The sequence below is a fragment of the Novosphingobium clariflavum genome (genome assembly GCF_026420865.1).
Lineage (GTDB): Bacteria > Pseudomonadota > Alphaproteobacteria > Sphingomonadales > Sphingomonadaceae > Novosphingobium > Novosphingobium clariflavum.
Window position 1 is genome coordinate 1 of record NZ_JAPCWC010000052.1, and the last position, 12,089, is coordinate 12,089.

General features: G+C 65.7%; 10 protein-coding genes. 8 read left to right on the plus strand and 2 right to left on the minus strand.

The features are described 5' to 3' along the window. Positions 1-969 (minus strand): alginate export family protein (locus tag OKA11_RS23695; protein WP_267224975.1); only part of this gene is annotated, 969 nt, incomplete at its 3' end. Between the two features lie 127 nt (positions 970-1,096). Here OKA11_RS23695 and OKA11_RS23700 point away from each other — a divergent pair. The 3 genes from OKA11_RS23700 to OKA11_RS23710 are packed head-to-tail and all read left to right on the plus strand — an operon-like array spanning position 1,097 to position 4,189. Then, on the plus strand, positions 1,097-2,050 hold the full coding sequence (locus tag OKA11_RS23700) for a chromate resistance protein ChrB domain-containing protein (RefSeq protein WP_080727134.1): 954 nt from the start codon (positions 1,097-1,099) through the stop codon (positions 2,048-2,050). Then, positions 2,047-3,459, plus strand: a complete 1,413-nt coding sequence (chrA, locus tag OKA11_RS23705; protein ID WP_037516055.1) for a chromate efflux transporter — start codon at positions 2,047-2,049, stop codon at positions 3,457-3,459. Before OKA11_RS23700 ends, chrA begins: the two co-directional genes overlap by 4 nt. A 4-nt stretch (positions 3,460-3,463) precedes the next feature. Beyond that, a complete protein-coding gene (locus tag OKA11_RS23710; protein ID WP_037516052.1) occupies positions 3,464-4,189 on the plus strand; it encodes a superoxide dismutase in 726 nt (241 codons plus the stop codon). 10 nt (positions 4,190-4,199) lie between these two features. Here the strand turns inward: OKA11_RS23710 and OKA11_RS23715 are convergent, their stop codons facing one another. Then, a complete protein-coding gene (locus tag OKA11_RS23715; protein ID WP_037516050.1) occupies positions 4,200-4,469 on the minus strand; it encodes a metal-sensing transcriptional repressor in 270 nt (89 codons plus the stop codon). A gap of 85 nt (positions 4,470-4,554) precedes the next feature. Here OKA11_RS23715 and OKA11_RS23720 point away from each other — a divergent pair, with 85 nt between their 5' ends. The 5 genes from OKA11_RS23720 (at position 4,555) to OKA11_RS23740 (ending at position 12,047) form a co-directional block, all read left to right on the plus strand. After that, positions 4,555-5,895, plus strand: coding sequence for an MFS transporter (locus tag OKA11_RS23720; RefSeq protein WP_037516048.1), 1,341 nt, complete (start codon positions 4,555-4,557; stop codon positions 5,893-5,895). Positions 5,896-5,960: 65 nt separating this feature from the next. Then, positions 5,961-6,338, plus strand: a complete 378-nt coding sequence (locus OKA11_RS23725) for a hypothetical protein (protein WP_103097430.1) — start codon at positions 5,961-5,963, stop codon at positions 6,336-6,338. Positions 6,339-6,391: 53 nt separating this feature from the next. Then, positions 6,392-7,660: a TolC family protein gene (locus OKA11_RS23730; RefSeq protein ID WP_267224986.1), complete on the plus strand. Its 1,269-nt coding sequence runs from the start codon at positions 6,392-6,394 to the stop codon at positions 7,658-7,660. Further along, the gene (locus OKA11_RS23735; RefSeq protein WP_037516039.1) at positions 7,657-8,808 is read left to right on the plus strand and encodes an efflux RND transporter periplasmic adaptor subunit; all 1,152 of its coding nucleotides are present in this window, start codon (positions 7,657-7,659) and stop codon (positions 8,806-8,808) included. Before OKA11_RS23730 ends, OKA11_RS23735 begins: the two co-directional genes overlap by 4 nt. Further along, positions 8,805-12,047 (plus strand): efflux RND transporter permease subunit, encoded by a 3,243-nt coding sequence (locus OKA11_RS23740; protein WP_037516031.1) that lies wholly within the window; start codon positions 8,805-8,807, stop codon positions 12,045-12,047. Before OKA11_RS23735 ends, OKA11_RS23740 begins: the two co-directional genes overlap by 4 nt. The last annotated feature ends 42 nt before the right edge of the window (positions 12,048-12,089 follow it).

Genomic DNA, 12,089 nt, shown 5'->3' on the forward strand with positions numbered 1-12,089 from the left:
TAGTCGAACACCAGGTGTCACGAGATTGGCGCGCCCGATGGCATTATACAGGCCGGCCGGTGCCAGCTCGGCGCGGCGCATGCCGAAAAGCGTATCGAAGCGCCCGTAATGGCCACCTGGTTTGTGGCCGCTCGCCCGATCGAATTCGATCGATAGGCGCGGTTTCCAAGGACCGGCAAAGCTAAAGCCGACATCCGCGTGCAGAAAGCTCGCCCTTACCAACTGCGAAGGCGCAAGCGCGGCCGTCGACATGCTGATGTGACCGGTCTGATAGAGTGCTTCCATCTCGAAATCGACCTTGCCGGCGCGCGGTTCTGCGATGAGCCGGCCACCGATGGTATCGAGCGACCGATCTCGGGTCGGACGGCCTGGCGCATCGCGCTCCCCCAAATGAAAATAGGTCATCTCAGCCATCGCCGGGCCGATCGCCTTCGCCTTACTGATCTGGCCGCCCCAGAGCACGAGATCGAAACTCTCGCGGTCGAGCCTGACCTTGCTGCTGCGCAGGCTGGCATTGTCGTCAGGAAGCCGAACCTGCGGCAACGTGTATATCAGCGTCGCCTTCCAACCGCCGCGCGCCGATATATCCGCGCGAAGCCCGGAATAGCCATTGGTAGTGTTACGATAGTCGTCGGCGGCGACCAGCCGGCGCGAGCCGAGATTGAGCATCATGCGCCCGGCGGTCAGCGTCAGCTTCGAACCCTTCCCGAACACATTGTCGAAGTCGCCCGCGACATAGGCTTGGACCGGCTCGAGCGTGTTGACCTCGTTGGTGGTGACGGGCGTCCCATCACCCTCGCCCCACACGCGGCTGTCGTAGAGCTCGATCGCCGCACGCCAATGGTCCGAACGATATTCGGCGAGAATGTTGGTGCGCAGGTTCACGAGATCATCGCTTTGATTGAATCCGACACGCGGCTGACCGTCGATGACCTCGTAGCGCAGGCGCATCGCGCCCGAGAGCGACAAGCCGTCGCCTGCCTGCTGCGCCTGCGCGGCGCCTGGAGCGGTAGCCACGACCAGCGCTGATACCAGCCAAGTTAGTTGTGATATATGTGTTCTATCGAATCGCATTGTATGATATACATGCACCATTATGGCATCGATCGAAACTGCGAACTGGCTGGCTCTGCTCCATCAGCTCCCGACCAAGCCACCCTATCTGCGGGTGAAGGTCTGGCGGAGGCTCCAGACGATCGGGGCGGTGCCGCTCAAGAATGCTGTGCACGTCCTTCCCAAGAGCGATGCGAACGAAGCGACCCTACGCGTCTTGCTGGAGGAGATCGTCGTGGCGGGCGGCGACGCCATCCTGCTCGATGCGATCCTGCTGGCGGGACAGAGCGATGCCGACGTGCGCGGATTATTCGATGCCGCGCGCGATGCCGATTATTCCGAGATAGCGCAGGCGGCCCGCCTGCTGCTTGAAACCGGGCCGGCAAGCGGCGCCGAGATCGTGAAGCTGGAGAAGCGCCTCGGCGACGCCGCAATGCTCGACTTCTTTGGGGCACATGGGCGGCAGGATGCCGAGGCTGCGCTCGCCGAGCTTGACCGTCAGCGCTACCAGCATCCCGACGTCAGTCGGTCGATGCCGGCCTCGGACGAACCGCGCGATCTAATCGGTAAAACCTGGGTGACCCGGCGCGGCGTGCATGTCGATCGCATCGCCTGTGCCTGGCTCATCCGCCGGTTCATCGACCGCAATGCAGTCTTCAAGTTCGTCGATGGACGCAGCTATGCGCCCGAAGCCGGAGAGCTTCGCTTCGACATGGCCGATGCAGAGTTCACTCATGAAGAGGATCGGTGCAGCTTCGAGACCATCGTCATGCGCGCAGGCCTGGGCGAAGACGCCGGACTCGTCGCAATCGGCGAGATCATCCACGACCTCGACATTGCTGACGCCAAGTTCAACCGGCCTGAAACAGCGGGTCTCGGCGCGATGCTGTCGGGCGTGTGCGCATCCACCGACGACGATCTGGAGCGTATCGCAAAGGCCGGCGATGCGCTCGACCAGTTCCACGCCTTTTTCAGTGCCCGGAGGGTCGAGCGATGAGCAGCGTTATCACCGACGAGCAGATCGCGCTCCGGCTCAAGGCGCATGATCACGGCATTGCCTTTGGCGAAGCGGTGCGGGTTTGGGCGCGGATCGCAGCACTGAGTTTCGGCGGCCCGGCCGGGCAGATCGCGGTGATGCACCGCATCCTCGTCGATGAGAAACGCTGGATCGGCGAGGAGCGATTTCTCCACGCGCTCAACTACTGCATGCTCCTGCCGGGGCCGGAAGCCCAACAGCTCGCCATCTATATCGGCTGGCTGCTCCACAAGACGAAAGGCGGGCTGGTCGCAGGCACATTGTTTGTGCTGCCGGGCTTCCTCGCGATCCTCGGGCTCAGTTACGTTTACGTATTACTCGGGCATGTCCCGCTGATCGAGGGCCTGTTCTTCGGGCTCAAGGCCGCCGTGCTGGCGGTGGTGGTACAAGCGGTGGTTCGCGTCGGATCGCGCGCGCTCAAGAACAGTGTCATGCGCGGTATCGCCGTCGCCGCCTTCGTCGCGATCTTCTTCCTCGGCGCGCCGTTCCCGCTGATCGTGCTGCTCGCCGGCATTGTCGGCTATGTCGGCGGCCGATCTGGCAGTCCAGCGTTTCGTGGCGGCGGGGGCCATGGTCCGGGCGGCGGCGCGATCGTGCATGACCGTGATACCGCGCTGGGAGAAGCGCTGCCCGAGCATGCCCGCGCCAATCTCGGGTGGTCGCTCAAGATCTCGGGCGCGCTGCTCATGCTCTGGCTTGCACCAGTGCTGGCGCTCGTCCTGTTGCTTGGTTCCGACGACGTCTATGCGCGCATCGCCACGTTCTTCAGCCAGATGGCGGTGGTGACCTTCGGCGGCGCCTATGCGGTGCTCGCCTACGTCGCGCAGCAGGCGGTCGACCAATATGGCTGGCTCAAGCCCGGCGAGATGCTCGACGGGCTCGGCATGGCGGAGACCACGCCCGGGCCGTTGATCATGGTCACGCAGTTCGTCGGCTTCCTCGCGGCCTATCGCGATGCCGGCGGGCTGGCTCCGCTAATCGCCGCGACGCTCGGCGCCATCCTGACCACCTGGGTCACCTTCGTGCCGTGCTTCCTCTGGATCTTTGCCGGTGCGCCGTTCATCGAGCGGCTGCGCGGTAACAAGGCCTTGTCGGCAGCACTGACCGCGATCACGGCCGCGGTCGTCGGCGTCATCCTCAACCTCGCCATTTGGTTCGCGATCCACACGCTGTTCGGCCGCGTGCAGCCGATCGGAATCATGGGCCACCGCTTCGACGCGCCGGTGCTGGCCTCGATCAACTGGCCGGCGGCGCTGCTGTCGGCCGCCGCCGCACTGGCGATCTTCCGCTTCAAGCTAGGTGTGCTCACCGTCCTCGCCGGCTCCGCGGCGATCGGCGCGGCCTGGTTCCTTTTCGCTCAAGGAGTATGAGCCCATGACCGACGTTACACGACGAGGTGCTGTAAAAACCCTTGGAGCGAGCGCCTTGCTCGTCGCCGCAGCCGATGGTGCGGTTGCGCAATCGGGCGTCGCCGCTCCCGTACCCGCCTTCACCGGCAGCTTCCAGCCCAAGCCGCTCAAGTTCGATCCCGCCAAGCTGCCCGGCCTTTCGGAGCGACTGCTGAAATCGCATTGGGAGAACAACTATCAGGGGTCGGTCAAGACGCTGAACGCAGTGCGGTCGCGTCTTGCCTCGGCCCTTGCCGACAAGGATGCGCCGCCAGCGATATATGGCGGTCTCAAGCGCGAAGAGGCGCACCGGACCGGCTCGGTCGTGCTGCACGAACTCTATTTCGACGGGCTTGGCGGCAACGGTCAGGCGGGCGGCCGGATCAAGCAGGCGATCGACGCCGCCTATGGCTCGTTCGCGACCTGGGAGGCCGAATATCGGCGCACTGCCATGTCGCTCGCCGGCGGATCGGGCTGGACGATCCTCTCCTACAATCTCCACACCGGCGCGCTCGGCACCAGCTGGTCGTGGGACCATATGCATGCGCCGGCCGCCGGCATTCCGCTGCTGGTGCTCGATATGTACGAGCACAGCTTCCACATGGACTATGGCACGCAGGCCGCCAAATATATCGACGCCTGGTTCGCCAATCTCGACTGGGAGGAGGTCGACCGGCGTTACGCGCGGGCGGCTGCCATCGCGCGCGGCTGACGAGAGCCCCTCACCAATATTTGGAGATGGCGCGGAACTGGTCGATCGCGTGCTGTGGGCCTTCGCCTTCCTCGGCGTGGACGAGGCAGTGATCGATATGGTCGTTGATCAGCGCTCGCTTGGCGCTGGCGATAGCGTTTTCCACCGCCTGCAATTGCTGGGCGATGTCGACGCAGGCGCGCTCCTCCTCGATCATCCCGACAATGCTCTTGAGGTGCCCCGCCGCACGATTGAGGCGCTTGATGATCGCGGGATGGGAGGAATGGGTCTGATGGGCCATGCAATCCTATCCCACGGGCGACGATCGCTGTCGAGAAAATATCCCCCCGGGGGGATAGACATGTATCCCCCAGGGGGGATATGGGATGTGGGTGTTCGAGGTGCTCGCCAATCGCGTCTATCGCCATCTGTTCCTCGCCCAAGTGATCGCGCTGGTCGGCACCGGCCTCGCGACGGTGGCGCTCGGGCTGCTTGCCTATGACCTTGCCGGCGGCAATGCCGGTGCCGTGCTCGGCACGGCGCTCGCCATCAAGATGGTCGCCTATATCCTCGTCGCGCCGATTGCGGGCGCCTTCGCCGATCGCGTACCGCGCAAGGCCCTGCTGGTGGCGCTCGACCTCGTCCGGGCCGGCGTCGCGGTGTTCCTGCCGTTCGTCAGCGAAGTCTGGCAGATCTACGTCCTGATCTTCGTCCTGCAATCGGCATCGGCCGCGTTCACACCGACCTTTCAGGCGACCATTCCCGATGTGCTGCCGCAAGAGCGCGACTATACCCGCGCGCTCTCTCTTTCCCGGCTCGCCTACGACATGGAGACACTGACCAGTCCGGTCCTGGCGGCCGCGCTGCTCACCGTGATAAACTTCCACTGGTTGTTCTCGGGCACCGCCCTCGGCTTCCTTGCATCGGCCGCGCTCGTCGTCAGCTCCGGCCTGCCCAGCCTCGTCAGTCAATCGACCGCCGTCCGCGACGGCATATATGCCAAGACCACGCGCGGCATCCGCATCTATCTGCGCACGCCGCGTCTGCGCGGCTTGCTCGCGGTCACGCTTTCCGCCGCTGCCGCGAGCGCGATGGTCATCGTCAACACGGTCGTGATCGTCCGCGCGCTCGGGCTCGGCCAGCGCGAGGTCGCGATCACGCTCGCCGCCTATGGCGGTGGTTCGATGCTGGCCGCCTTTGCACTGCCGCGCATTCTCGACCGGTTTTCCGATCGGCGCGTGATGCTGATCGCGTCGGTGGCGCTGGCCATATTGCTCGCGGGCCTTGCCGCAGCCGGCTTGACGGCGCCGGGCCACTCGCTCGCATGGCCGGTCATTCTCATCGGTTGGCCGTTCCTCGGCATGGCTTATGCGGCAAGCATCACGCCATCGGGCCGCCTCATCAAGCGCTCGGCGAACGCCGAGGACCGGCCGGCCCTGTTCGCGGCCCAGTTCGCGCTCAGCCATGTCTGCTGGCTGATAGCCTATCCGCTCGCCGGGCAGCTGGGTGCGGCCTCTGGGTTGTCAGCGGCGTTTGCCGCCATGGCGGGTCTGGCGGCTTTCGGTACGGTTGCGGCTTTGCTGGTCTGGCCGGCACGCGACGCGACCACGGTCGAACACAATCATGACGATCTTCCGGCCGATCATCCGCACTGGCGCGATCACGGAAAGTCGGGACACGACTATGTGATCGACGATCTTCATCCACGCTGGCCGCGCCGGTCATGACAGCAATATTTGCGATAGTGCGGGATTACTTGCCGCTCATGCACCGTGGCGATAGGTTGCGCGCCATGGCCCGACCGTTGGTCCTTGCTTCCCGCCGCGCGCCGGCGAGCCGTCTGCAGTGCGTCGCCGCATTGTTGGGACTGCTCGCCATGATCGGCGTGATCGGGCTTGCGACCTGGCATGACGGCCTGCCGCACAGCCATGCGCCAGTTCATGCCGCGAGCATCGATACCGACCACCATGACCATGCTCCCTCGGATCAGCCCGATCCGTCGGACGCGCTCCATCTGGCAGCTCATGCCGTTGCCCAGACCGTGGACCTCTCTTCGCGACCGCTGGTTAGCGTAACGCTGTTCATCGTGTCGCTGCGCTGGACGCTGGTCACCACCAGCCTGCCGGTCTCGGCGAGGCCCGTCGAGATATTGCGACCCCCACGCGGCTGAACGCTCGGCGCCGATCTGGCGCGCGTTCGACATGCCGTTAAGGGGATTGATCCATGAGAGCCTATTCAGGCCGGCTGCCGCGCATTGCGGTGACCGGCATGCTGGTCGCGAGCGGCGCGCTGCTGCTTGTCCAGTCAGTGCGCGCGCAGGTTGCGCCGCCCTTCGCCACCTTGCTGCGCGACAGCGAGAACGCACCCCGTTCGGCAGCGATTGCCGCCGATGTCGCTCGCGCCGAAGGGCTTGCCGAACAGGCTCGTGCCCGCCCCAACCCGACCGTCAGCGTGATGGCCGAGAACATCGCGGGCCGCGCGCCCTATCGCGGCTTCGACGGGGCGGAGAACACGCTCCAGTATAACCAGCCGTTCGAACTGGGCGGCAAGCGCTCGGCGCGTATTGCTGCCGGAGAGGCCGAGGTTGGCGTCGCGAGAGCAAGAGCCTCGGGTGCCAGGGCGACCTATGCCCACGATCTCGCGCTCGCCTACGCCATGGTTGAAATCGCCCAGCGCCGCGTCGAACTGGCTGATGACGAGGTCGAGGAAGCCGAGGCCGACCTGAAGCTCGCACGCGCGCTGGTTGATGTCGGCAAGGAAGCAAGATTGCGGAGTCTTCAGGCCGAGTCCGCGCTGAACGCGCTGCGGGCCGATCGCGACCTCGCACGCGCCAATTTGACCGGCGCGCTGGCGCGGCTGTCCGCCCTTGCCGGTGCGCCCCAGACCTTTACCGGCATCAGCGGCTCGGTGCTCGCCTTGTTCGAGCGGCCGGCGATCGTCGGCCCGGTCGATGCCGGCAGCTCGGCGATCTACCGGTTGGCGCTCGCCGAACGCGACGCGGCGGCGCTGCGCATCCGGGTCGAGGAGAAGCGCGCAATCCCGGACGTCACCGGGCAGCTCGGCGTGCGCCGTCTGGAGCGCGACAATGCGACCGCGATGATCGTCGGGGTCTCGGTGCCCCTGCCGCTGTTCGACCGCAATCGCGGCAATGTCGCCGCGGTCCGCGCCGAGGCGCAGGGAGCGGCCTCGCGCGCCGAGGCTGCGCGGATCGAGACCGAAGCCGAACTGCGCGGCGCCATCGCCCAGGCCGAGGCGAGCGAGAGCCGCGTGACGGCCGCGCAAGCGTCGCTCGCAACGGCCGATGAAGCCTATCGGCTCGCCCGGATCGCCTATGAATCCGGCAAGGCACCGCTGATCGAATTGCTCACCGCCCGCCACAATCTCGGCAGTGCTCGCGGGGTCGTGCTCGACACGCTCGCCGCGCGCTTCGCCGCCAACGCTACGCTCGCCCGCCTCCAGGGCCGCACCATCACCGGAGACCTGATCCCATGACCTCCGACAAGAACCGCCTGTATATCGGCTCCGCCGTCGCTCTCCTGCTTGCCGCCGGCGCCGGGTTCGGCATCGCCCGTTTCACCCAGCCCGCGCCACCCGCTGCGCAAACCCCCGCCGCCGAGGCGAAGCCGGGCGACGATGTCGCCATCGACGCTGCTGGTATCCGCAGCTCGCAGATCGTGGTGGCGCAGTCTGCCTCAGGCGAACTCGACGCCGCGATCGCAGCCAGCGCCACGGTGGATTCGACTCCCGACGCCGAAGCGGTGCTGACACCGCGCGCGGCCGGTACCGTCGTTCGCATCTTCAAGCGCATCGGCGATCCGGTGCGCGCAGGCGAAACGCTGGCGCTGGTCGAGAGCCGCGACGCTTCGGCGATCGCCGCCGACCGCTCGGCGGCAAGTGCCCGGGTCACGCTCGCCACGAAGCAGCTGGCGCGCGAGCGCAGCCTGCTGGCCCAGGGCGTCAGCCCGCGCGCCGATTATGAAACCGCCGAAGCCAATCTCGCGGTTGCCCGCGCAGATGCGATGCGTGCCAGCGCCGCCGCAGGGGCCGCGCGGGTGGCGGGTGACGGCCGCTCGGTCGCAGTGGTGAGCCCGGTCAGCGGGCGCGTGACCGCCGCGTCGGCAAATCTTGGCCAGTTCGTCTCCGCCGAAGCTGAGTTGTTCCGCGTCGCCGATCCCAGCCGGTTGCAGATCACGGCGAGCGTGCCGCCCGCTGATGCGACCCGCGTGCGGGTGCGTGACCGCGTCGAGTTGAGCCTCGCCGATGGCGCGATCATCGCCGGGCGGGTCCGGTCGTCGACCGGGGTCGTCGATGCGCAAACTCGGGGGGCGACCGTCGTCATCGAGGCGAGTGCCGGGAGCAGCGTGCTTGCGCCAGGGCAGCTCGTGCAGGCGCGTATCTTCGCCAGTGGCGGCGCGACCAAAAGCGGCGTGATGGTGCCACAGGATGCGGTGCAGACGCTCGGCGAGCGCACGGTAGTGTTCGTTCGCACAGCCGCCGGGTTCAGGGCGCAGACGGTGCAGGCAGGCGCGCGCAGTGGCGGGCTGGTCGCGATCGTCTCCGGCCTCAAGGGCGGGACACAGATCGCTACGACCAACGCCTTTCTGCTCAAGGCCGAACTCGAGAAGGAGTCGGCGGAATGATCGGTCGCATCCTTGCGCTCTCGGTTCGCGGACGATGGCTCGTCGCGTTCCTCACGCTCATCGTCATCGGCTTCGGCGCGTGGCAGATCACCAAACTGCCGATCGACGCGGTTCCCGACGTTACCAACCGGCAGGTGCAGATCAGCACCTTCGCGCCCACGCTCGGTCCAGTCGATATCGAGAAACAGGTGACCTTCCCGGTCGAGACCGCGCTCGCCGGTATTCCCGGGCTGCAGATGACGCGCAGCTTCTCGCGCAACGGCTTCAGTCAGGTGACCGCCGTGTTCGAGGATTCGACCGACATCTATTTCGCGCGCCAGCAGGTGACCGAGCGGATCGCGCAGGCGAAGGACAGCCTTCCGGCCGGCGTCCAGCCCAATCTCGCGCCGCTCAGCACCGGCCTTGGCGAGATTTTCTTCTATTCGGTCGCCTTTCGTCACCCCGACGGCAAGGGCGGTGCCGAGCATGTCGATGGCAAGCCCGGCTGGCAGACCGACGGCAGCTACCTCACGCCCGAGGGTGAGCGGCTGACTACCGAACTGGCGAAGGCAGCCTATCTGCGCACCGTGCAGGACTGGATCATCCGTCCGCAGATGCGCAACGTGAAAGGCGTTGCCGGCGTCGATTCCAACGGCGGCTATGTGAAGCAATATCTGGTCGAGCCGAACCTCAATGCGCTCGCGACCTACGGCCTCTCGATCACCGAGCTGGCCGATGCGCTGGAGAAGGCCAATTTGTCGGCAGGCTCCAACTATGTGCGGCGCGCCGGTGAAAGCTTCCTTGTGCGTGCCGACGCGCGGCTCCGCTCGATCAGCGAGATCGAAGAAGCGGTGGTCGCGACCCGCGGCGGCACCCCGGTGCGGGTCAAGGATGTCGGGCAGGTCGTGATCGGCGGCGCGGTGCGAACCGGCTCGGGCAGTCGCATGGGATCGGAGGCGGTCATCTCGACCGTGCTGATGCTGGTCGGCGAGAATAGCCGCATCGTCGCCAACAGCGCCGCCGAGCGCCTGACCGAGATTAACAAGGCGCTGCCGCCCGACGTCTTCGCCGAGCCGGTCTACAACCGATCGAAGCTGGTCAACGCGACGATCGCGACGGTCGAGAAGAACCTCGTCGAAGGCGCATTGCTGGTCATCGTTATCCTGTTCCTGCTGCTCGGCAATGTCCGCGCGGCCCTGATCACCGCGGCGGTCATCCCGATCACCATGTTGATGACGGCGGCGGGGATGAATGGCCTCGGCGTCTCGGGCAATCTCATGAGTCTGGGCGCCCTCGACTTCGGCCTGATCGTCGATGGCGCGGTGATCATCGTCGAGAACGCCCTGCGGCGCCTTGCCGAACGACAGGAGCATGAAGGGCGGTTGCTGAGCATGGACGAGCGGCTTGAAGAGACCACGCTTGCGGCCAAGGAGATGATCCGCCCAACTGTCTATGGCCAGCTCATCATCTTCCTCGTGTTCGTGCCGTTGCTCACCTTCCAGGGTATCGAGGGCAAGACCTTCTCGCCGATGGCGGTGACGCTCATGGTCGCGCTGGCGAGCGCGTTCGTCCTGTCGCTGACTTTCGTTCCGGCGATGCTGGCGATCCTCATCAAGGGCAAGGTCAGCGAGACAGAGGTCAAGCCGATCCGATGGTTCAAGGAGAAGTACGCCCCGCTGCTCGAACGCGCAGTCGCTCGCCCTTTGCCGTTCGTACTCGGCGGCGCGGGCATATTCCTCGCGGCCGTGCTCGCGTTCGGGCTGCTCGGTGAGGAGTTCATGCCTCAGCTCGACGAGAAGGACATCACGGTCACCAACTTCCGGGTGCCGTCCGCCTCGATCGATCAGTCGACGCAGATGCAGCTCCAGATCGAGAATGCCCTCAAGACCCTGCCCGAGGTGGCGCTGGTCTTTTCCAAGAACGGCAACGCCGATCTCGGCACCGATCCAATGCCGCCAAATGCTTCGGACACCTATGTCATTCCCAAGCCCGAGAGTGAGTGGCCGGCCGAGGTGCGGAGCAAGGAGGATATCCTCAAGCGCATCGAGGCGCGGATGAAGCCGCTGATCGGCAACCGCACCGAGATTCAGCAGCCGATCCAGATGCGGTTCAACGAGTTGATTGCGGGCGTGCGCGCCGATGTAGCGGTCAAGCTTTATGGCGACGATCTCGACCAGATGAGCGGTGAGGCGCGGCGCATCGCGGGCGTGCTGCGCTCGATCCCCGGTGCGGGAGATGTCAGCGCCGAACAGACCGACGGTGCGCCGACGTTCGACGTCAAGATCGATCGACTGGCGGCGGCCCGCTACGGTCTGACGGTCGAGGAGGTTGCGAACACGGTATCCGCGGCGCTCGGCGGTCGCGAGGCCGGCCTTCTGTTCGAAGGCGACCGACGCTTCTCGGTCGTGGTCCGGCTTCCCGACGCGCAGCGCGACGATCTCGAAACGCTGGGGGCTATCCCGATCATGCTGCCCGCTTCGGACGGGCAGGTCGCGCGATCGATCCCGCTGAGGGAAGTGGCGCGGTTCAGCTACACGCAGGGTCTCAACCAGATCAGCCGTGAGAATGGCAAGCGCATGGTCACCGTTCAGGTGAATGTTCGCGGTCGCGATCTGGGCGGGTTCGTCTCGGACGCGCAGGCACGGATCGGGGCGATGACGCTGCCGCCGGGCATGTACACGGAATGGGGCGGCACGTTCGAGAGCCTGCAATCGGCACGGCTGCGGCTTTTGATAGTCGTGCCGATCTGCTTCGTCGCGATCTATGCGCTGCTCTATCTGGCGCTTGGCGGGTTTATTCCCGCAGCCATCGTGTTCTCGGCCGTGCCGATGGCGCTTGCGGGCGGCGTCTTCGCGCTGCTGTTGCGCGGCATCCCGTTCTCGATCACTGCGGCGGTAGGGTTTATTGCATTGTCAGGCGTCGCGGTCCTCAACGGCCTCGTGATGATGAGCGCAATCAGTAAGCGACGGGACGACGGTGCGGGCGGGGACAAAGCAATCATCGATGGCGCCATGGAGCGCGTGCGTCCCGTGCTGATGACGGCACTGGTCGCAAGCCTCGGGTTCGTTCCGATGGCGCTAGCAACCGGAACTGGCGCGGAAGTTCAACGACCATTGGCGACCGTCGTGATCGGAGGTCTCATAACCTCCACGGCGCTCACATTGCTCGTGCTTCCGGCAATTGCTGCATTCGTCGATCGATGGCGGACCCGATTTGATGGAGTGCAAGCGCAGACCCCAGTCATTTCACAATCTGGCTGAGACGTCGCAGCTGCGGCCGCTTTTGACAATAGCCGCCATTGG

What these genes read in the sequence shown, in the direction of transcription:
- OKA11_RS23700 (WP_080727134.1), top strand. Translation starts at nt 1,097, where the DNA reads ATGGCATCGATCGAAACTGCGAACTGGCTGGCTCTGCTCCATCAGCTC.
- chrA (WP_037516055.1), top strand. Translation starts at nt 2,047, where the DNA reads ATGAGCAGCGTTATCACCGACGAGCAGATCGCGCTCCGGCTCAAGGCG.
- OKA11_RS23710 (WP_037516052.1), top strand. Translation starts at nt 3,464, where the DNA reads ATGACCGACGTTACACGACGAGGTGCTGTAAAAACCCTTGGAGCGAGC.
- OKA11_RS23715 (WP_037516050.1), bottom strand. Translation starts at nt 4,469, where the DNA reads ATGGCCCATCAGACCCATTCCTCCCATCCCGCGATCATCAAGCGCCTC.
- OKA11_RS23720 (WP_037516048.1), top strand. Translation starts at nt 4,555, where the DNA reads ATGTGGGTGTTCGAGGTGCTCGCCAATCGCGTCTATCGCCATCTGTTC.
- OKA11_RS23725 (WP_103097430.1), top strand. Translation starts at nt 5,961, where the DNA reads ATGGCCCGACCGTTGGTCCTTGCTTCCCGCCGCGCGCCGGCGAGCCGT.
- OKA11_RS23730 (WP_267224986.1), top strand. Translation starts at nt 6,392, where the DNA reads ATGAGAGCCTATTCAGGCCGGCTGCCGCGCATTGCGGTGACCGGCATG.
- OKA11_RS23735 (WP_037516039.1), top strand. Translation starts at nt 7,657, where the DNA reads ATGACCTCCGACAAGAACCGCCTGTATATCGGCTCCGCCGTCGCTCTC.
- OKA11_RS23740 (WP_037516031.1), top strand. Translation starts at nt 8,805, where the DNA reads ATGATCGGTCGCATCCTTGCGCTCTCGGTTCGCGGACGATGGCTCGTC.